Genomic DNA, 19,069 nt, shown 5'->3' on the forward strand with positions numbered 1-19,069 from the left:
GTTTGACGAGTAGTCCACACACTTCGCCAGCCTTTGCTAGGCTTGCCAATAGCGTGTGGCCAGCAGGGGCTAATGGATTTGTCAGGTCCTGCCAGGAGCAGGGCCTGCTGGGTGCCGCCTCCCATCAGGAGTGCCGACCCAAGGGCAGTGGCCTAACCCACGGCCAGTTGAATTTTCACTGGTGGCTGCCGGTCTACGGCTGCACTGGTCTATAACCAACCTGCTTTTCGCAAGTCATGAGGTAGAACATGAGCGACGACGATCTGGAAAATGATGACCTCGAAGTAGGCGACGAAGACGAGGGTGATGAGGTCCTTGAAGGGGCGGCTGACGACGGCGTGGAAGACGCTGGCGATGACGACAGCAGCCCGGCACCCGTTGCCAAGGGCAAATCCAAGGCAGCAGTCTCGGTAGACGAGATGCCGAGCATGGAAGCCAAGCAGAAAGAGCGTGATGCACTGGCCAAGGCGATGGAAGAATTCCTTTCTCGCGGTGGCAAGGTGCAGGAAGTCGAGGCCAACGTGGTCGCTGACCCGCCCAAGAAGCCAGACAACAAGTACGGCAGCCGCCCTATCTGAGTGGCTGATCGCAAAAAAGCCCGCCGTCGCTGCGGGCTTTTTTATGCCTGTGGGTTTTGTGTTGCCTGTGCCGGCCTCTTCGCGGGCATGCCCGCTCCCACAGGTTCACCACAGGGTCCAGGGCCTGCGCGGTCCCTGTGGGAGCGGGCGTGCCCGCGAATGGGCCGCAAAGCGGCCTCCGTCAGCGCCAGCGCGCGAGCACGTCGGGCAGCTGCGACAGGCGCTGGATTTCGGCATCCGGCGCCTGATCGCCAGTCCAGGCCTTGCCCTGCGGGTTGAACCACACCGCGCGCAAACCGGCGCGCTGAGCACCGGCAATGTCATCGCCAGGGTGATCGCCGATGTGCACCGCCGCACCCGCGTCCACCTCGCCGCGGCGCAACGCTTCGAGGAACGGCGCCGGGTCTGGCTTGCCAATGCCCAGGTCCTCGGCGCACAGGGCAAAGCGGAAGTAATCGGCCAGCCCCAGCCGGCTGACGTCGGCATTGCCGTTGGTGACCACGCCCAGGATGTATTGATGGCGCAAGATCTCAAGCACCGGTTGTACCTCTGGGAAGATCTCCACCTGGTGGCGCGCATGCAGGAACACTTCGAAGCCTTCGTTGGCCAGCGCCTGTGCGTGCTGCTCGCTGTAGCCGACCTCTTCCAGGGCATGGAACAGCACGCGCCTGCGCAGGGCGCTGATGCGGTGCTTGAGGCCGGGCTCTGCTTGCACCAGGCGCTCGCGGATGGCGAACAGGTGTTCCACCGGCACGCTGCCGAGGGTTGGTGCGTTGGCTTCGAGCCAGTCGCGCAGCACGACTTCCGCGGTGGCAATCACCGGCGCGGTGTCCCACAGGGTATCGTCGAGGTCGAAGGTGATCAGCTTGATGCTCATGAGTCTGTGCCTTTGCTGCGTTTGGCCCGAGGGTGGGCGCTGTCGTACACCGCGGCCAGGTGCTGGAAGTCCAGGTGGGTGTAGATTTGCGTCGTGCTGATGTCGGCGTGGCCGAGCATCTCCTGCACCGCGCGCAGGTCCTGGGATGATTCCAGCACATGGCTGGCGAAGGAATGGCGAAGCATGTGCGGGTGCAGGTGTTGGCCCAGCTCACGCTCACCGGCAACCTTTACCCGCAGCCTCACTGCCCGGGGGCTGATGCGATTGCCCTGGCGGGTAATGAACACTGCACGGTCGCGTGGGTTGCCGATGCCGCGCAAACGGTACCAGGCCTGCAACGCCTCGCGAGCCTTGCGACCCACCGGCAGTACGCGGGCTTTTCCACCCTTGCCCAGTACCTGCACCAGGCCGGCGGCGAGGTCGAGGTGATCAAGATCGAGGTTGGTCAGTTCCGATAGGCGTAGGCCCGAGGAATAGAACAGTTCGAGGATCGCCTGGTCCCGCCGGGCGATGAAGTCGTCGTCGACGCCACCATCGAGCAGCTGCAGTGCGCGGTCGGTATCCAGTACCTTGGGCAGCCGCCGCTCACCTTTGGGCGCGCTCAGGCCGTTGGCCGGGTCGTGCTGGCACAGGCCTTCGCGGTTGAGGTAGCGGTACAGGCCGCGCACTGCCGACAGCAGGCGTGCCAGGCTGCGCGGAGATTGGCCATGGTGGTGCAAGCGGGCGATCAGCTGGCGCAGCTGCTGGATTTGCAGCGCCTGCCAATCGGCAATGCCGTGTTCTGCGCAGTAGGCGATGACTTTTTCCAGGTCGCGACGGTAGCCCTGCGAGGTGTGCTCCGACACCTGGCGCTCGTTGCGCAGGTGTGCGCAATAAGCCTCCAGCTGGCGTTTCATCAGCGTACCGGGCGCAGGGTCTGGGTAACGCGTGGCACAACGCGGCCAAGCACCTCGGCGATATAGCCGAGGAAAAGGGTACCGACGCTGCTCTTGTAGTGTTGCGGGTCGCGGCTGCCGATGGCCAGAACCCCATGCAGCCCTTGGTACTCAAGAGCTGCCACGGCGCTGGAGCCTACTTCCCGGCGCTGTTCTTCACCGAACAGGAACGCCAGCTCGTGCTCGCGCAGGTTGCCACTGACGGTCTTGCCACCGCCCAGCAGGGCACCGATGGCTTGCTGCGCCTCGGCATTGCTGACCCAGCGCCCGACCGGCGCGACGTTGTCGCCGAACAGGATCAGGCTGACGAAGGGCACCTGGAATTCCTGGCGCAGGCTGTCTTCGACCGCCATTACCACTTCTTCCAGGCTACCGGCATCGAGCAGGTCAAGGATCAGCCGGCGGGTCTTGTCGAACAGCCGGTCGTTGTCGCGGGCCACGTCCATCAGTTGCGACAGGCGATGGCGCATTTCGATGTTGCGGTCACGCAGCAGCTTGAGCTGGCGTTCCACCAGCGACACGCTGTCTCCTCGCTGATGCGGGATGTGCTGTTCGATCAGCAGCTCGTCGTGCTCGGCGAAGAAGGTGGGGTGGGCGCGCAGGTAGGCGACCACCGCTTCGGCATCGAGCTCGGCGGACTGCTTGGGTACAACCTTGGGCTGATCGGTCATGGCGGTTACTCGTTTAGAGACGAACCTGTCCTTCATAGACGCGTACGGCCGGGCCAGTCATCATCACGGGCTTGCCGGGGCCGGCCCATTCGATGTGCAGGCGGCCACCGGGCAGGTCGAGGGACACCGGGGAGTCCATCCAGCCCTGGCTGATCGCCGCCACGGCCGCGGCGCAGGCGCCGGTGCCGCAAGCCTGGGTTTCGCCGGCGCCGCGTTCCCACACGCGCAGGTTGGCGCGGTGGCGGTCGATGACTTGAATGAAGCCGGCATTCACCCGCTGTGGGAAGCGTGGGTGGTTTTCGATCTTCGGGCCCAGCTCGTGCACGGGGGCAGTATGCACGTCGTCGACACGCAGCACGGCGTGCGGGTTACCCATGGACACGGCGGCTATGGAATGCAGCTGGCCGTCGACCTCCAGTGGGTAGCTCAGCGCCTGCGCGTCAGCAACGAAGGGGATTTCGGCAGGGATGAAGCGGGGTGGGCCCATGTCGACACTCACCTGGCCGTCGTTCTGCACGTCCAGCACGATGATGCCGCTCTTGGTTTCCACGCGGATGCGCTTTTTCGCGGTCAGGCGCTTGTCCAGCACGAAGCGGGCAAAGCAGCGCGCACCGTTGCCGCATTGCTCGACCTCGGAGCCGTCGGCGTTGAAGATGCGGTAGCGGAAGTCCACTTCCGGGTTGTTCGGCGCCTCGACGATCAGCAACTGGTCGAAGCCGACACCGGTATGGCGGTCACCCCATTGCTTGGCGTGCTTGGGCTGGATGTGCGCGTGCTGGCTGACCAGGTCCAGGACCATGAAGTCGTTGCCCAGCCCATGCATCTTGGTAAAACGCAGCAGCATGGGCTTACTCCGGCAGCAGGCTTTCGCCAGCATACAGTTCGGCGACGGTCTCGCGGCGGCGTACTTCGAACGCCTGGTCGCCGTCGACCAGGATTTCAGCGCAACGGCCGCGGGTGTTGTAGTTGGAGCTCATGACAAAACCATAGGCGCCCGCGGACTCTACGGCCAGCAGGTCACCTTCGGCCAGGTTGAGTACGCGGTCCTTGCCGAGGAAGTCGCCAGTCTCGCAGATAGGGCCGACCAGGTCATAGGCACGGCCTTCGCCTGCACGTGGCTTGACCGCGCTGACACCCATCCAGGCCTGGTACAGGGCCGGGCGGATCAGGTCGTTCATCGCTGCATCGATGATGGCGAAGTCCTTGTGTTCGGTGTGCTTGAGGTATTCCACGCGGGTCAGCAGCACGCCAGCGTTGGCGACGATGTAGCGGCCTGGTTCGAACACCAGGGCCAGGTCGCGCTCGCCCACGCGCTCGCGGATGGCCTTGATGTAGTCGGCCACCCGTGGTGGCTGTTCGTCGCGGTAGCGCACGCCGACACCGCCACCCAGGTCCAGGTGGCGCAGGTGTATGCCGCACTCGGCCAGGCGGTCGACCAGCACCAGCAGGCGGTCGAGGGCGTCGAGGAATGGCTCGACGGTGGTCAGCTGCGAGCCGATGTGGCAGTCGACACCGACCACTTCCAGGTTCGGTAGCTGTGCGGCGCGTACGTAGATGGCCTCGGCATCGGCAATGGCGATGCCGAACTTGTTTTCTTTGAGGCCAGTGGAGATGTACGGGTGGGTACCGGCATCGACGTCCGGGTTGACCCGCAGCGACACCGGGGCAACCTTGCCCATTTCGGCGGCGACTACTTGCAGGCGCTCCAGCTCGTCGGTGGATTCGACGTTGAAGCAGTGCACGCCAACTTCCAGGGCGCGGCGCATGTCTTCACGGGTTTTGCCGACGCCGGAGAACACCACGCGGTCGGCACGCCCGCCAGCGGCCAGCACACGTTCCAGTTCACCACCGGAGACGATGTCGAAGCCTGCGCCCAGGCGCGCCAGCACGTTCAGCACGCCAAGGTTGGAGTTGGCCTTGACCGCGAAGCACACCAGGTGCTCGGTGCCTTGCAGGGCGTCTGCGTAGCTACGGTACTGGGCCTCGATGTGGGCGCGCGAGTACACGTAGGTGGGGGTGCCGTAACGTTCAGCAATGGCCGACAGGGCCACGCCTTCCGCGAACAGCTCACCGTCGCGGTAGTTGAAAGCGTTCATCTGGTTTCCTTACTGCGCTGGCGACTGCTCGGGCTCGGACTCGGACTGCAGCTCGGGCTGCTGTTCTTGTGCCGGGGCCGGCTTGGCTTTTGGCTGGTGCTGGTGCGACGTGTGCGCTTTGCCGTTATCGCCATCTTCAGGCAGATACAGCGGGCCTTTCTGGCCACAGGCCGAAACGAGGCAGGCAACAGCGACCAGCGCCGCGAAGGAGGAAATCAGGCGCTTCATGGGTGAAATCCTTAGAAAAATGCAGTATTGCGCCCGAGTATACCGAGCGACCGGCGGCTTGCCTATGCAAGGACCGGTCCGCCGGGCGGGCTATGCTTAGCCCCTGCGCAGCCCCCCGTAGGAGCGGGCTCGCCCGCGAAGAGGCCGGTGAACGCAACGGCTAAACCTTTGCATTCGGCGGCAAGCGCCCGTATCTTGCCCGGCTTGCCTGTAACGCAGCCAATTTCGAGGTTCCTGCAATGAGTTTGAGTGAAGCGCGTTTCCATGATCTGGTCGACGCGACCCAACAGGCCCTGGAAGATCTGTTCGACGAGAGCGGTCTGGACCTGGACATGGAGAACTCAGCCGGTGTCCTGACCGTCAAGTTCGAGGGCGGTGCCCAGCTGATCTTCAGCCGTCAGGAGCCACTGCGCCAGCTGTGGCTTGCCGACCGCTCCGGTGGTTTCCACTTCGATTACGACGAAGACAGTGGCAAGTGGGTGTGCGAAAAGAGCGAAGAGTTGCTGGGTGAAATGCTCGAGCGTATCGTCTGGGAGCGGGCCGGCGAGAAGCTGGACTTCGACGAAATCTGACATGAGTAACGCCCAGGCCCGGCCGCCCAAGCCGCTTTACAGCAACGTCAGCCCTGCAGTGCCGTCACCGTGCATCAGCGTATGCCGGCTGGACGAACAGCGGGTGTGTACCGGTTGCCATCGGCATGTCGAGCACATTCGCGAATGGCGCTCGGCCGATGACGAACGGCGCCGGCAGATCTGCCGCGAGGCCCAGGTCTTGCGCGAGCAGGCTAAGGCACACTGAGCGCAGGGGCTTGAGTATTTGCCCGGCTGTGGTAGTGTCGGGTTCTGCGTCGGTGACGCCAAAGCCTTCTCAAACCCCGCCCTTGGGCGGGGTTTTGCTTTATTTGCACATTGAAAACTGCCTGTTCAAAGGAGTCTGACTGGATCATGAGCACCAAGCCTTCCCTCATCCTCACCCGATTGGACGTACAGCGTCTGGAGCGTCTGATCGACAGCCTCGACGAGAGTACGCCGGGTGTGCTCGCCCTGCAGGACGAGCTTGACCGCGCCGAGCAGGTGGTCGGTCACGAGGAAGTGCCGGCGGGCGTGGTGACCATGAACTCGCGGGTGCACTGCCGTGAGGAAGCCAGCGGCAAGGACTACCACCTGACACTGGCGTACCCCAAGGATGCCGGGCCGGAAGGCAAGGTCTCGATCCTGGCGCCGATTGGCTGCGCCTTGCTGGGGCTGTCGGTGGGCGAGCAGATCGACTGGCCGGCGCCGGGGGGCAAGACCCTCAAGCTGAAGCTGCTGGAAGTGGAGTACCAGCCGGAAGCAGCGGGCGATTACGACCTGTAAGGGCCAGGGGGCCGCTGCGCGGCCCGATTGCAGCACAAGGCTGTTCCACAGCAGTCTTGTGCTGCGAGTTCAGGCGCCCTGCGCCAAAACCTGTTCCAGCCCCTCATTCAAAGCCTGCTCCAGCACCCGCTTGTAGCTCAGGTAGATCTGCGTTGCCCCCAGCCGGTCATCCAGCAGCTCGGACAAATCCAGGTCGGTGATATAGCACCGGTACCGCTCTGCGCCACGGCGCTGACCGATGATCTGCCGGGCCACCACCGCGTACAGCTGCTCACCATGTTCCAGTTCGGAAAACTCCTGCTGGTCGCAGTACAACGTCACATGCGCCACACCCGCCACACCGGCCTGGATAATCGCCTGTACCTCATAGTAAGGCTGGTCGCTGCCCTCGGCCGGGGCCAGGCGCGGCTCGATGCTGCGTGCCTTGCCTGGGCCGGTGGGCAACAGCTGCGCGAAGTGGATATCCAGCGAGGCGGGCCGCAGGCTATCGAGGGGCAGGCGTGCATCGCGGCGCATCACCACCGAGCGCAGAAAGCGTTGCAGTGGCAACAGCAGATGCGCTTCGTCATGCAGCGGCAGGCGTTGTTGCCACAATGCGTTGTATTCATCCAGCACATACACGTCGGCCCAGCCGCCCTGCAGGCGGTAGAACACCTGAATGCAGGCTGGCCGGCCTTGCTCCAGCACCAGGCGCAGGTCGTGATCCTGCAGGGCATTGGCATCCAGGTACAGCGGGCTGTAGGCACTGCGTTCTTCGCCCAGGTAGGCCAGCAGCGCCTCATGCTCGGCCAGGGTCGTCAGGCTGACATGCTCGGGCAAAAGCTCCAGCACATGGGTGTGTTGGGCCACTTGTAGCAGGTAGCGGTGGTGGAGCCCTTGGTCCCGCAGCAGCTGCACAGTGTCGAAAATTTCCTCTACGCGCTGGCCGATAGGCTGGGCGCGGCTTTGGCAGAAGCAGCGTACCCGCACCCGTGGCCGGTGGCCGCGCTGCGCCGGGCTGTTGAGGAAGTCGCGCAGGCAGCGCACCAGCGCGTGTTCGCCGTCATAGCGCTGGACCAGCACCTCGTTCCAGCTGTTGACGGTGACCTGGTCCAGGGTCAGCACCAGGTTTTCGCGCACGCCAGCGTAGCTCAACGCGTCGGTGCGCTCTGTGGTCATCAGCACGTTCAGGTCGCGGTGGTGGCGCAGCGGGTCGACGCCGACGTTGACCAGCAACAACACCTCATCGGCAACGCTGGGCTGCAAAAGGCGCACTTCGCTGACGGTCGGCAAGGGCAGGGGGATACTTTGCCGCAGACAGCCCAGCAGGTTGAACAGCTCGAACTCCCCGAGGTCGCTGGCCCCTGGATGCAGCGCCATGCGGGTGCTGCTGTCGATCACCCCGTTGCGATGGGCCCAGGTCAGCAGTTCGAGTAGCTCGCGGCAGCGCTTCATCGGGCTGAAGTGCTGTACTTCATGGGTGCTCAGGTTGCCGCTGTACAGCTCCCAGTGGTAGCTGCCCGGCTCCTTGCGGTTGGGTGCCTGGACCAGCGTCAGGGTGTCTTCGGCGAGGTCAGGGGCGATGCCGGGGTTAATCACTTCGACCTTGCCGGCGCGGCGCTCGAAGGCGGCGTACAGGCGCCGGCCCAGCACATTGAGGTCGCGCTGGTCGGCGCGGCTGCTGGCGTTCTGGGTGCGGGCGAACTGGCTGAGGAAGCGATAACTGAGGTTAAGCTCGGCCACCAGCTCACGCCGCTCGACGGCGACCTGCTGCACTTTCCATCGGCTGCGGCTGTCCAGCAGGGCCAACTGGCGCTGGTCCCAGCCCCATTCGTCGGCCAGGCGCTGCAGCAGCCGACGTTGCCAGCCATGGCTGCGGCCCTGGTCGCTGAGCTTCTTGTTCACCTTCAGGTACAGGCTGCGTCTTACCAGCTCCAGGCGCGCGGTTTCGCCGCGTTGCAGCAGGTAACGTTCGATGCGCCGGTAGACCATCACGTAGGGGTCCAGCTCGTCGAGGTCGAGCTGGTTGGCAAACACTGCCTGCTTGTAGTCCAGGCTCAGGCAGCGCACCGCAGGGTGTTCGCTGGCGTAGGCTTCGGTCAGCAGCAGTTTGAGCAGCGATTTGTAGGGCGAGTCGATGCCTTTGAACAATTGCCACAGGCCTGCGCCGACGAACTCACCGGGCGGAATGTGCGCCAGGTTGCCGAGGTCAAGGGCTTCCTGGCTGCGGATGAAGCGCTTGGACAGCAACGTCTGGGTGTAGCTGTAGTAGTTGTGTTCCTCGTACACCGGTACCAGCCACCACAGCGGCGTACGCCCGGCCAGCCACAGGGTGGTGCGGTAGAACTCGTCCAGCAGCAGGTAGTGCTGGGTGGTGCCGCAGTCGTCGGAGCCGAGCTGGCCATCGCGCTGACCCTGGGCGAAGCCCTGTGTGTCGATCAGGAAAAAGTGTGCTTCGGCGCCCAGGCTTGCCGCCCAGGCCTCCAGCAGCTGGCACTTGCGGCGCAGCTCACCCAGCAGCTGTTCGGGCAAGCCGGGTGCATGGCACACCCACAGGTCCATGTCGCTGTGCTCGGCCTGCGCCAGCGAGCCCAGGCTGCCCATCAGGAACAGGCCGTGGATCGGGCGTGGCGGGTTGCCATGCTGGGCCTTGTAGGTGAACGAGCGGGCCAGGCGTTGGGCATCTGCCACCAGCTCGGCGCTTGGCTCGTAAGCCGATACGCCCGCGGGGGTGCTGCCGGAAACGTAACCCGGCAATAGCGGGTGGTTCACGTGAAACAGCAGCGGCAGCAATGACAGTACCTGTTGCTGGCGCGTTGACAGGCCTTCCTTTGCCCGCTGCAGTCGGCCCTGGTTCAGATGCAGGAAGCGCGCACGCAATGTCGCCAGGACCTTGCGGTCGATGCCTTCGTCCAGGTCAGGGCGGATTTCGTGAGGGTGGTTCATTGCGCGCTCGGGCAGGCCATTGAAGCTGTGGCGAGTTTAGCCTGAGTGGCGGGGTCGGATAAGCGGTAATTGAAATTTTGGCGCCATTTTTCCAGCGCGGGCCTGCTCCAGCTTTCGCTGCGCTTCAGGCATGATGGGCGCATTGAGTTCATGTAGAGAGTGTCCAATGCGTGTATGGATCGATGCCGACGCCTGCCCCAAGGCGGCCAAGGATCTGATCGTCAAGTTCGCCCTCAAGCGCAAGTTCGAGGTGGTGATGGTGGCGGGGCAGGCGGTGGCCAAGCCGGCGTTCGCGATCGTGCGCCTGATCGTGGTGCCCAGCGGCATGGATGCGGCCGACGATTACATTGTGGAGCACGCCGTGCCGGGCGAGCTGGTGATCTGCAGTGACGTGCCGCTGGCCGACCGCCTGGTGAAAAAGGGCGTGGCCGCGCTGGACCCGCGTGGGCGCGAGTTCGACGAGCGCAACATGGGCGACCGCCTGGCGGCGCGCAACCTGTTCACCGAGCTGCGTGAGCAGGGCCAGGTGGGGGGCGGGCAGGCGGCCTATGGCGAACGTGAGAAACAGGCGTTTGCCAATGCACTGGACCGGATCATTGCCCGGCTCTCGAAAGGCTGACAGATTCCTGTAGGCGACAGCCCAGGCTGGCGCGGTGGATGGCACCGGCTCTGCCGGTGTTCGCGGGTAAACCCGCTCCTACAAGCGATCGCGCAGTTGCCCCACAGGCTATCGCGCAGTTGCCCCACAGGTACCGCGTGGCCTTGAAGCCTGCGCTGGACCTGTGGGAGCGGGCATGCCCGCGAAGAAGCCAACGCAGTAACTTACTCGTGCGTCAGCTCCAGCACTCGGTCCACCAGCTTGTAGATCCCGCCCGCCGCCTCGCTGATCGACTTGGCCTCCATGTACGCCGGGGTAGTCACGAGCTTACGCTGGGTGTCTTCGACAATGTCGTGTACATCGCATTCTTCATGGGTGCCGCCCATCTTTTCGACAGCCGCCGCAGTGCCGGCATCGCGCCCGATGGTGCAGACCACGCCCGGCCCGTAGATCTTCGCCGCCAGCGCCGGCGAGATGCAGATCAGGCCTACGGGTTTGCAGGCGTCGGCAAAGGCTTCGGCCAAGGCCAGCACGTCTGGGTTCACGCTGCAGTTGGCGCCTTCCACGGCAAAGTTGGAGAGGTTTTTTGCTGCCCCGAAACCGCCCGGCACGATCAGCGCATCGAAGTCTTCGGCCTTGGCCTCACGGATATCCCTGACCTCGCCGCGGGCGATGCGCGCCGACTCCACCAGCACATTGCGCGATTCGGGCATTTCTTCGCCGGTCAGATGGTTGATTACATGCATCTGTGCGATGTTCGGCGCGAAGCACTGCACCTGCGCACCGCGCTGGTCGAGGCGCAGCAGCGTGATCACGCTTTCGTGGATTTCGGCGCCGTCATACACGCCACAGCCGGAAAGAATCACCGCTACTTTTTTTGTCATGCTCATTACTCCAGTGTCGAGGCGCTAAATGTCCTCTAGTTTGGCAGATGTCGCCATAGGGATTCCTGCGGGGGCGGCCTAATCTTGGTGGATAACACCTGAGGTCGCGCCCATGGACCTGATACTGCTGGCCGTGCCGTTCTTTTTTGTGCTGATAGCCGTTGAGCTGGTCGCCGACCGCGTGCGCGGCCAGCACAATTTCACCCTGGCCGACTCGATCAACAGCCTGAGTACCGGCGCACTGTCGACCAGTACCGGCCTGCTGACCAAAGGCGTAGGGTTGGTCACCTATGCCCTTGCCTTCGAGCACCTGGCGCTGCTGCAATTGCCGGTGCAGGCAGGGTGGGTCTGGTTGCTGGCCTTTGTCCTGTACGACTTCTGTTACTACTGGCTGCACCGCCTGGGGCATGAGCGCAACGTGCTGTGGGCTGCGCACTCGGTGCATCACCAGAGCGAGGAGTACAACCTCACCACGGCGCTGCGCCAGACCAGTAGTGGGTTCATCTTCTCGTGGCTGTTCTACCTGCCGCTGGCGCTGCTGGGCGTGCCGCCACTGGTGTTCATTACCGTGGCCTCGCTCAACCTGCTGTATCAGTTCTGGGTACATACCCGGCATATTCCCAAGCTTGGCTGGCTGGAGTGGGTGTTGATCACGCCGTCCAATCATCGCGTCCACCATGCGCAAAACCCTGCTTACTTGGATCGCAATTACGGTGGTGTGTTCATTCTCTGGGACCGTCTGTTCGGCACTTTCAAGGAGGAGGACCCGGCCGAGCCGGTGGTGTTCGGGGTGACCACGCCGCTGGCCAGCTGGAACCCGCTATGGGCCAACCTGCAGTTCTATGCCCAGCTCTGGCATGACGCCCGGCGCACCACCAGCCTGTGGGACAAGCTGCGTATCTGGTTCATGCCTACCGGCTGGCGCCCGGCCGATGTGGCCGCACGCTACCCACAGGCCAAGCAGGACCTGGCGCTGTTTCGCAAGTTCGAGATTGCCCTGGGGCGCGGGCAGCAAGCCTATGTGGCGGCGCAGTTCGTGGTTTATGTGGCCTTGGGCAGCTACCTGATGGACGTGGCCGACCGCGTGCCGGCCGCCGCGCTGGTGCTCGGCTGGTCACTGATGGCGTTCGGTTTGTTCGTGCTGGGCGCGTTGCTGGAGAACCGGCCCTGGTCTGCACGCCTGGAGTTGGCGCGGTTGTGTCTGAATGCGCCGGCATTGTACCTGGCCGGCGCCTTGGGCTTAGCGGTGGTCGCGCCGCTGGCCTGGCTTCTGCTCGTGGCCTACAGCCTGCTCAGCCTCTGGGGGCTGGGCCTGGCTCGCCGCCCTGCGCTCCGCGCGCAGAGTACGGAAGCGCCGGCGCAGCCACAGCAGGCCGCCCAGCGCCACCAGGCCGCCAAGCACCCATAGCTCGTAACGTTTGACGTTGCCCAGCAAGCCTTCGAGGATGGCGCCGAAGTGGTAGGCGGCGGCGCCCAAGGCCACTGCCCAGATGCCCGCGCCAATCCCGTTCAACAGCAGGTAACGGCGTGGCGGGTAACCCGACAGGCCGATGGCCACAGGCATGACCGTGCGTAAACCATAGACAAAGCGGAAGCTCAGCACCCAGATATCGGGGTGGCGGCGGATGTGGTCCAGCGCCCGGTCACCCATTGCCTGCCAGCGCGGCTTGCGCGCCAGGATCCTGCGCCCGTGGCGTCGGCCCATGAAGTACCACAACTGGTCGCCCGCGTAGCTGCCGAAGAAGGCCACCAGGCATACCAGATTGATATCCATGTAACCGCGGAACGCAAGGAATCCCGCAAGCACCAGAATGGTCTCGCCTTCAAAGAAGGTGCCTAGAAAAAGGGCGAAGTAGCCGAAATCCTGCAGGAATTGTTGAAGCATTTTCTGAGGTGCTGGCGAAATGAACGCGCAGCCTACCCCTTCGCGCGCGTTCGTGAAAGTGTCCAAATGTGTCTCGACGTGAACATTTCCAGCGCAGACAATGCCAGAGGCCACTTGCCACGGCTTGCCCATGTGTGTAACACGGGCGTCATAATGAGCGCTTATCTTGCCGCTCAATAGATGATAGGGCGTTAACGTCCTCAGGAACGCCAGATGAATAATGAAGTGCTAAGCCCTGTCGCGATCAAGGATGCTCAGGAGCTTCCAGAAGAGATGCTGCAGACCCCGCCAGACCTGCCTCCGGTGGCCGAGCCTGTAGCGGAACAGGTGGTCGAACCTGTGGCTCCGGTGCCCGCGCCGTCCCCGGCCATCGCCGTCCCTGGCCTGGACGACAGCAGCCTGTACATTCATCGCGAACTCTCGCAACTGCAGTTCAATATCCGGGTGCTGGAGCAGGCACTGGACGAGAACTACCCGCTGCTGGAACGCCTCAAGTTCCTGTTGATCTTCTCCAGCAACCTCGACGAGTTCTTTGAGATTCGTGTCGCAGGCCTGAAGAAGCAGATCAACTTCGCCCGTGAACAGGCCGGCGCCGATGGCCTGCAGCCGCACCAGGCGCTGGCGCGTATCAGCGAACTGGTGCACATCGAGGTAGAGCGCCAGTACGCGATCCTCAACGACGTGCTGCTGCCAGAGCTGGAAAAGCACCAGATCCGCTTCATCCGCCGCCGCTACTGGACACCCAAGCTCAAGACCTGGGTACGCCGCTACTTCCGCGACGAAATTGCCCCGATCATTACCCCGATTGGCCTCGACCCGACTCACCCGTTCCCGCTGCTGGTGAACAAGAGCCTCAACTTCATCGTCGAGCTCGAGGGGGTGGACGCCTTCGGTCGCGACTCGGGCCTGGCGATCATTCCGGCGCCACGCCTGCTGCCGCGGGTTATTCGCGTGCCGGAAGAGGTGGGCGGCCCGGGCGCAAACTATGTGTTCCTGTCGTCGATGATCCACGCGCACGCCGACGACCTGTTCCAGGGCATGAAGGTGAAAGGCTGCTATCAGTTCCGTCTGACGCGCAACGCCGACCTGGCGCTTGACTCTGAAGAGGTCGACGACCTGGCCCGCGCGCTGCGCGGCGAGCTGTTCTCGCGCCGCTACGGTGACGCCGTGCGCCTGGAAGTGGCCGACACCTGCCCGAAACACCTGTCGGACTACCTGTTGAAGCAGTTCAGCCTCAGCGAAAGTGAGCTGTACCAGGTCAATGGCCCGGTCAACCTCACCCGCCTGTTCAGCATCACCGGCCTGGACAGCCACCCGGAGCTGCAATACACACCGTTCACCCCGGCGATCCCCAAGCTGCTGGCGAACGCTGACAACATTTTCAGTGTGATCAGCAAGCAGGACATCCTGCTGATGCACCCGTTCGAGTCCTTCACGCCAGTGGTCGACCTGCTGCGCCAGGCCGCCAAGGACCCGCACGTGCTCGCCGTGCGCCAGACCCTGTACCGCTCGGGGGCTAACTCGGAAATCGTCGACGCCCTGGTGGACGCAGCGCGTAACGGCAAGGAGGTCACTGCGGTGATCGAGTTGCGTGCGCGTTTTGACGAAGAGTCCAACCTGCAGATGGCCAGCCGCCTGCAAGCGGCTGGTGCGGTAGTGATCTACGGTGTGGTTGGCTTCAAGACCCACGCCAAGATGATGCTGATTCTGCGCCGCGAGCAGGGCGAGATCGTGCGTTACGCGCACCTGGGCACCGGTAACTACCACGCCGGCAACGCCCGCCTGTACACCGACTACAGCCTGCTGACTTCTGACGATGCGCTCACCGAAGACGTCGGCAAGCTGTTCAGCCAGCTGATCGGCATGGGCAAGACCCTGCGCATGAAGAAGCTGCTGCATGCGCCGTTCACCCTGAAAAAGGGCATGCTCGACATGATCGCGCGGGAAACCCAGTTTGCCCTCGAAGGCAAACCGGCGCACATCATCGCCAAGTTCAACTCGCTGACCGACGCCAAAGTCATCAAGGCGCTGTACAAGGCCAGCCAGTCGGGCGTGAAAATCGACTTGGTGGTGCGTGGCATGTGCTGCCTGCGCCCGGGCATTCCGGGGGTTTCGCACAACATCCAGGTGCGCTCGATCATTGGCCGCTTCCTCGAGCACACGCGGGTGTTCTACTTCCTCAATGGCGGCGAAGAGCAGATCTACCTGTCCAGCGCCGACTGGATGGAGCGCAACCTCGACAAACGTGTCGAGACCTGCTTCCCGGTGGAAGGCAAGAAACTGTTGCTGCGGGTGAAGAAGGAGCTGGAAGGCTACCTGACCGACAATACCCACGCCTGGACCTTGCAGCCAGACGGGCGCTATGTGCGCAGCACCCCGACCGGCAACCAGAACCCGCGCAGCGTTCAGGCGACCCTGCTGGAGCGCCTGAGCAACCCGGTCCTCAACGTACGCTGAGGACGAAGCCGACCCGGGCCAGCCACTCCGCCTCGTTGGCGAAGTCGGCCTGGGTCAGCTGGTTCTGCTGCAGCCAACCTTCAGGGAAGGCTACATCCAGGCTGTTGTCCCCGCCGTTCAGTTCTACCTTTGGCATTTGCTGAGTGCCGCGGATGTGGTGGAACAGGATGGCAAAGCGCAGCAGCACGCACAGGCGCAGCAGCTTGACCCCTTCATCACCCAGTTCGGCGTAACGGTCCTTGGGGATGTTGCGGCGGTGGCCACGCACCAGCAGGGCCATCATCTGCTGATCTTCCCGGGAAAAGCCTGCCAGGTCCGAGTGCTCGATCAGGTAGGCGCCGTGCTTGTGGTAGTGATAATGGGCAATGTCCAGCCCGATTTCGTGCACTTTCGCGGCCCAGCCCAGTAGATCGCGCCAGTTTCCGTCTTTCAGGTCCCAAGCGTCGGCCACCTGGTCGAATGCGTGCAACGCCTTGCGCTCGACGCGCGCAGCCTGGCCCTGGTCCACGTGATAGCGCTCCATCAGCGAGTTCAGGGTGCGTTCGCGCACGTCTTCGTGGTGGTGGCGGCCAAGCAGATCGAACAGCACACCTTCGCGCAGGGCGCCGTCGCAGTGGTCCATGCGGTTCAGTTCAAGGGCATCGAAGATGGCTTCGAGAATCGCCAAGCCCGCCGGGAAGATAGTGCGGCGGTCTGGCTTGACGCCGTCGAAGTCGATCTTGTCGACCTCGCCCAGCTTGAACAGCTTGCGTTTGACCCAGGCCAGCCCTTCGGCGTTGACCTCGCCATTGCCCAGGCCGCCGGCCTTGATGGCCGCGCCGATGGCGCGAATGGTGCCGGATGAGCCAATGGCCTCATCCCAGGTCAGGCGGTGCAGGGCATTTTCGATGCTCATCAGTTCCAGACGCGCGGCAGTGTAGGCCTGGGCATAGCGGGCCGGGGTGATCTTGCCGTCGCGGAAGTAGCGCTGGGTAAAGCTCACGCAACCCATCTGCAGGCTTTCGCGCAGCAGCGGCTCGAAGCGCTGGCCGATGATGAACTCGGTACTGCCGCCGCCGATGTCGGCCACCAGGCGCTTGCCGGGGGTGTCGGCCAGGGTGTGCGACACGCCCAGGTAGATCAGGCGCGCCTCTTCACGGCCAGAGATGACCTCCACCGGGTGGCCGAGGATGGCTTCGGCGCGCTGGATGAATTCGTTACGGTTGCGCGCTTCGCGCAAGGCGTTGGTGCCGACGATACGCACGGAGCCTGCCGGCATGCCGTTGATCAGCTGGGAAAAGCGCTTGAGGCAATCCAGGCCTCGTTCCATTGCCTCTTCACTGAGCATGCGCTCTTCGTCGATGCCTGCGGCCAGTTGAACCTTCTCGCCGAGCCGCTCAAGGATGCGGATTTCGGTATGGTGGGCCTTGGCCACGACCATGTGAAAACTGTTGGAGCCAAGGTCGATGGCGGCGATCAGGGACAGGTTCTTCGCGATGGTATGCGGCATGATCTGGTTGTTCTCGGTCGTTAACCTGGCAATCGTGCCACGATAGCAGGCTATCGCCAACGCGTGACACTCAGCCGTTGTACTGGCCTTGATGCAAGGCAATGTGCCATTCGATTCTATGACGGCCATATGACAGTTTCGATTCGCGGCGTCTTGCGCAACTATAGTTACACTCAATCGTCCGTGGCTTCCTGTCCGGCGTAGGTGCGGCTATCATGGGCCACGTTTTTTGCTTACGACCCTGGAGATATCCATGAGCAGCGATCTGATCAAACATGTCACCGACGCCTCCTTCGAAGCCGATGTCCTGAAGGCCGAAGGCGCGGTACTGGTCGACTACTGGGCTGAATGGTGCGGTCCATGCAAGATGATCGCTCCGGTTCTGGACGACATCGCTTCCACCTACGAGGGCAAACTGACCGTCGCCAAGCTGAACATCGACGAGAACCAGGAAACCCCGGCCAAGCACGGTGTGCGTGGTATCCCGACGCTGATGCTGTTCAAGAACGGCAACGTCGAAGCCACCAAGGTTGGTGCACTGTCCAAATCGCAGCTGGCCGCATTCCTCGACGCCCACCTGTGATGTGAAAAGGCCCCGCAAATGCGGGGCTTTTCTTTTTCAGAGCACTAGACGCAGAAAAAAGCAAGTGTTACATTCGGCCTCGCACTGCTTTTCCAGTGCCCTCTACATGCCGTCGCCGAAGCATCCCTAATTCGAATCAGTACGCGATCCTGTCGCCATCCAGCGGCGCGGCCTCATTAAGCCAGAAGCTTAATTCTCCCTTCTTACATGATTACGTCATTCCCCTTATGAACCTGACTGAACTCAAGCAAAAGCCGATTACCGATCTTTTGGAAATGGCCGAACAGATGGGCATCGAAAACATGGCCCGTTCGCGCAAACAGGACGTGATTTTCGCCCTGCTGAAGAAGCATGCGAAAAGCGGCGAAGAGATCTCGGGTGACGGCGTGCTGGAGATTCTCCAGGATGGTTTCGGTTTCCTGCGTTCGGCTGATGCGTCCTACCTGGCCGGCCCAGACGACATCTATGTCTCGCCCAGCCAGATCCGCCGTTTCAACCTGCGTACCGGCGACACCATCGTCGGCAAGATCCGCCCACCGAAGGAAGGGGAGCGTTACTTCGCCCTGCTGAAGGTCGATACCATCAACTTCGACCGCCCGGAAAACGCGAAGAACAAGATCCTGTTCGAAAACCTGACGCCGCTGTTCCCGAACAAGCGCCTGAAGATGGAGGCCGGTAACGGCTCCACCGAGGACTTGACCGGTCGCGTCATCGACCTGTGCGCCCCGATCGGCAAAGGCCAGCGCGGCCTGATCGTTGCCCCGCCGAAAGCCGGTAAGACGATCATGCTGCAGAACATTGCGGCCAACATCACCCGTAACAACCCTGAGTGCCACCTGATCGTCCTGCTGATCGACGAGCGCCCGGAAGAAGTGACCGAAATGCAGCGCACCGTGCGTGGCGAAGTGGTTGCTTCCACCTTCGACGAGCCGCCAACCCGCCACGTGCAGGTTGCCGAGATGGTGATCGAGAAGGCCAAGCGCCTGGTCGAGCACAAGAAAGATGTGGTTATCCTGCTGGACTCGATCACTCGACTGGCGCGTGCCTACAACACCGTGATCCCGAGCTCCGGCAAGGTGCTGACCGGTGGTGTCGACGCCCACGCCCTCGAGAAGCCCAAGCGCTTCTTCGGTGCTGCGCGTAACATCGAGGAAGGCGGTTCGCTTACCATTATCGCCACTGCGCTGGTTGAAACCGGCTCGAAGATGGACGAAGTGATCTACGAAGAGTTCAAGGGTACCGGCAACATGGAGCTGCCGCTGGACCGCCGCATCGCTGAGAAGCGTGTGTTCCCGGCCATCAACATCAACCGCTCCGGCACTCGCCGCGAAGAGTTGCTGACCGCTGACGACGAGCTGCAGCGTATGTGGATTCTGCGCAAGCTGCTGCACCCGATGGACGAAATCGCTGCCATCGAGTTCCTGGTCGACAAGCTCAAGCAGACCAAGACCAACGATGAGTTCTTCCTGTCGATGAAGCGCAAGTAAGCTTCCCGATCAGGCAGTAAT

General features: G+C 63.0%; 18 protein-coding genes and 1 pseudogene. 9 read left to right on the top strand and 10 right to left on the bottom strand.

Features of this window, described 5'->3' with window-relative positions:
* Positions 1-248 precede the first annotated feature (248 nt).
* Entirely contained in the window at positions 249-578 is a 330-nt protein-coding gene (gene sutA / locus V7787_RS22735; RefSeq protein ID WP_003253643.1) for a transcriptional regulator SutA, read from the top strand.
* Positions 579-759: 181 nt separating this feature from the next.
* Here sutA and V7787_RS22740 read toward each other — a convergent pair whose 3' ends face one another.
* The 6 genes from V7787_RS22740 to lptM are packed head-to-tail and all read right to left on the bottom strand — an operon-like array spanning position 760 to position 5,385.
* Positions 760-1,455: an HAD family hydrolase gene (locus V7787_RS22740; protein WP_010955750.1), complete on the bottom strand. Its 696-nt coding sequence runs from the start codon at positions 1,453-1,455 to the stop codon at positions 760-762.
* Positions 1,452-2,351 carry a tyrosine recombinase XerC gene (gene xerC, locus V7787_RS22745; RefSeq protein ID WP_064491273.1) on the bottom strand — a complete coding sequence of 300 codons (900 nt, stop codon included), beginning with the start codon at positions 2,349-2,351 and terminating at the stop codon, positions 1,452-1,454. Before xerC ends, V7787_RS22740 begins: the two co-directional genes overlap by 4 nt.
* On the bottom strand, positions 2,351-3,061 hold the full coding sequence (locus V7787_RS22750) for a DUF484 family protein (protein WP_014592815.1): 711 nt from the start codon (positions 3,059-3,061) through the stop codon (positions 2,351-2,353). Before V7787_RS22750 ends, xerC begins: the two co-directional genes overlap by 1 nt.
* Before the next feature lie 13 nt (positions 3,062-3,074).
* Complete coding sequence (dapF, locus tag V7787_RS22755) at positions 3,075-3,905, bottom strand: diaminopimelate epimerase (protein ID WP_014592814.1); 831 nt, start codon at positions 3,903-3,905, stop codon at positions 3,075-3,077.
* A 4-nt stretch (positions 3,906-3,909) separates the two neighbouring features.
* Positions 3,910-5,157 (bottom strand): diaminopimelate decarboxylase, encoded by a 1,248-nt coding sequence (gene lysA / locus V7787_RS22760; RefSeq protein WP_010955746.1) that lies wholly within the window; start codon positions 5,155-5,157, stop codon positions 3,910-3,912.
* A gap of 9 nt (positions 5,158-5,166) precedes the next feature.
* On the bottom strand, positions 5,167-5,385 hold the full coding sequence (gene lptM / locus V7787_RS22765; RefSeq protein WP_010955745.1) for an LPS translocon maturation chaperone LptM: 219 nt from the start codon (positions 5,383-5,385) through the stop codon (positions 5,167-5,169).
* Between the two features lie 239 nt (positions 5,386-5,624).
* Here lptM and cyaY point away from each other — a divergent pair, with 239 nt between their 5' ends.
* The 3 genes from cyaY (at position 5,625) to rnk (ending at position 6,740) form a co-directional block, all read left to right on the top strand.
* On the top strand, positions 5,625-5,957 hold the full coding sequence (cyaY, locus tag V7787_RS22770; RefSeq protein ID WP_004575827.1) for an iron donor protein CyaY: 333 nt from the start codon (positions 5,625-5,627) through the stop codon (positions 5,955-5,957).
* A 1-nt stretch (position 5,958) separates the two neighbouring features.
* Positions 5,959-6,183: a DUF1289 domain-containing protein gene (locus tag V7787_RS22775; protein WP_064491272.1), complete on the top strand. Its 225-nt coding sequence runs from the start codon at positions 5,959-5,961 to the stop codon at positions 6,181-6,183.
* 146 nt (positions 6,184-6,329) lie between these two features.
* Positions 6,330-6,740: a nucleoside diphosphate kinase regulator gene (rnk, locus tag V7787_RS22780; RefSeq protein ID WP_336089689.1), complete on the top strand. Its 411-nt coding sequence runs from the start codon at positions 6,330-6,332 to the stop codon at positions 6,738-6,740.
* Between the two features lie 69 nt (positions 6,741-6,809).
* Here the strand turns inward: rnk and V7787_RS22785 are convergent, their stop codons facing one another.
* The gene (locus tag V7787_RS22785; protein WP_104886914.1) at positions 6,810-9,665 is read right to left on the bottom strand and encodes a class I adenylate cyclase; all 2,856 of its coding nucleotides are present in this window, start codon (positions 9,663-9,665) and stop codon (positions 6,810-6,812) included.
* A gap of 166 nt (positions 9,666-9,831) precedes the next feature.
* Between V7787_RS22785 and V7787_RS22790 the strand changes: the two genes are divergently transcribed.
* On the top strand, positions 9,832-10,284 hold the full coding sequence (locus V7787_RS22790; RefSeq protein ID WP_014592810.1) for a YaiI/YqxD family protein: 453 nt from the start codon (positions 9,832-9,834) through the stop codon (positions 10,282-10,284).
* A gap of 203 nt (positions 10,285-10,487) precedes the next feature.
* Here the strand turns inward: V7787_RS22790 and elbB are convergent, their stop codons facing one another.
* On the bottom strand, positions 10,488-11,147 hold the full coding sequence (gene elbB, locus V7787_RS22795; protein ID WP_104886915.1) for an isoprenoid biosynthesis glyoxalase ElbB: 660 nt from the start codon (positions 11,145-11,147) through the stop codon (positions 10,488-10,490).
* 112 nt (positions 11,148-11,259) lie between these two features.
* Between elbB and V7787_RS22800 the strand changes: the two are divergent.
* A pseudogene (locus V7787_RS22800) lies at positions 11,260-11,886 on the top strand (sterol desaturase family protein); the annotation flags it as partial.
* 501 nt (positions 11,887-12,387) lie between these two features.
* On the opposite strand, the gene V7787_RS22805 reads toward V7787_RS22800, so the two are convergent.
* On the bottom strand, positions 12,388-13,032 hold the full coding sequence (locus V7787_RS22805) for a DedA family protein (protein ID WP_177410006.1): 645 nt from the start codon (positions 13,030-13,032) through the stop codon (positions 12,388-12,390).
* Positions 13,033-13,245: 213 nt separating this feature from the next.
* On the opposite strand from V7787_RS22805, the gene ppk1 reads away from it, so the two are divergent.
* Positions 13,246-15,489, top strand: a complete 2,244-nt coding sequence (gene ppk1 / locus V7787_RS22810; RefSeq protein ID WP_014754802.1) for a polyphosphate kinase 1 — start codon at positions 13,246-13,248, stop codon at positions 15,487-15,489.
* Here the strand turns inward: ppk1 and ppx are convergent.
* On the bottom strand, positions 15,476-16,978 hold the full coding sequence (gene ppx / locus V7787_RS22815; protein WP_198748052.1) for an exopolyphosphatase: 1,503 nt from the start codon (positions 16,976-16,978) through the stop codon (positions 15,476-15,478). The genes ppk1 and ppx overlap by 14 nt on opposite strands.
* A 253-nt stretch (positions 16,979-17,231) precedes the next feature.
* On the opposite strand from ppx, the gene trxA reads away from it, so the two are divergent.
* Together trxA and rho are read left to right on the top strand one after the other, a co-directional pair.
* Positions 17,232-17,561 carry a thioredoxin TrxA gene (gene trxA, locus V7787_RS22820; RefSeq protein WP_003253660.1) on the top strand — a complete coding sequence of 110 codons (330 nt, stop codon included), beginning with the start codon at positions 17,232-17,234 and terminating at the stop codon, positions 17,559-17,561.
* Between the two features lie 227 nt (positions 17,562-17,788).
* Positions 17,789-19,048 carry a transcription termination factor Rho gene (gene rho, locus V7787_RS22825; RefSeq protein WP_003253661.1) on the top strand — a complete coding sequence of 420 codons (1,260 nt, stop codon included), beginning with the start codon at positions 17,789-17,791 and terminating at the stop codon, positions 19,046-19,048.
* Positions 19,049-19,069: the final 21 nt, after the last annotated feature.

The organism is Pseudomonas sp. CGJS7, from assembly GCF_036961695.1.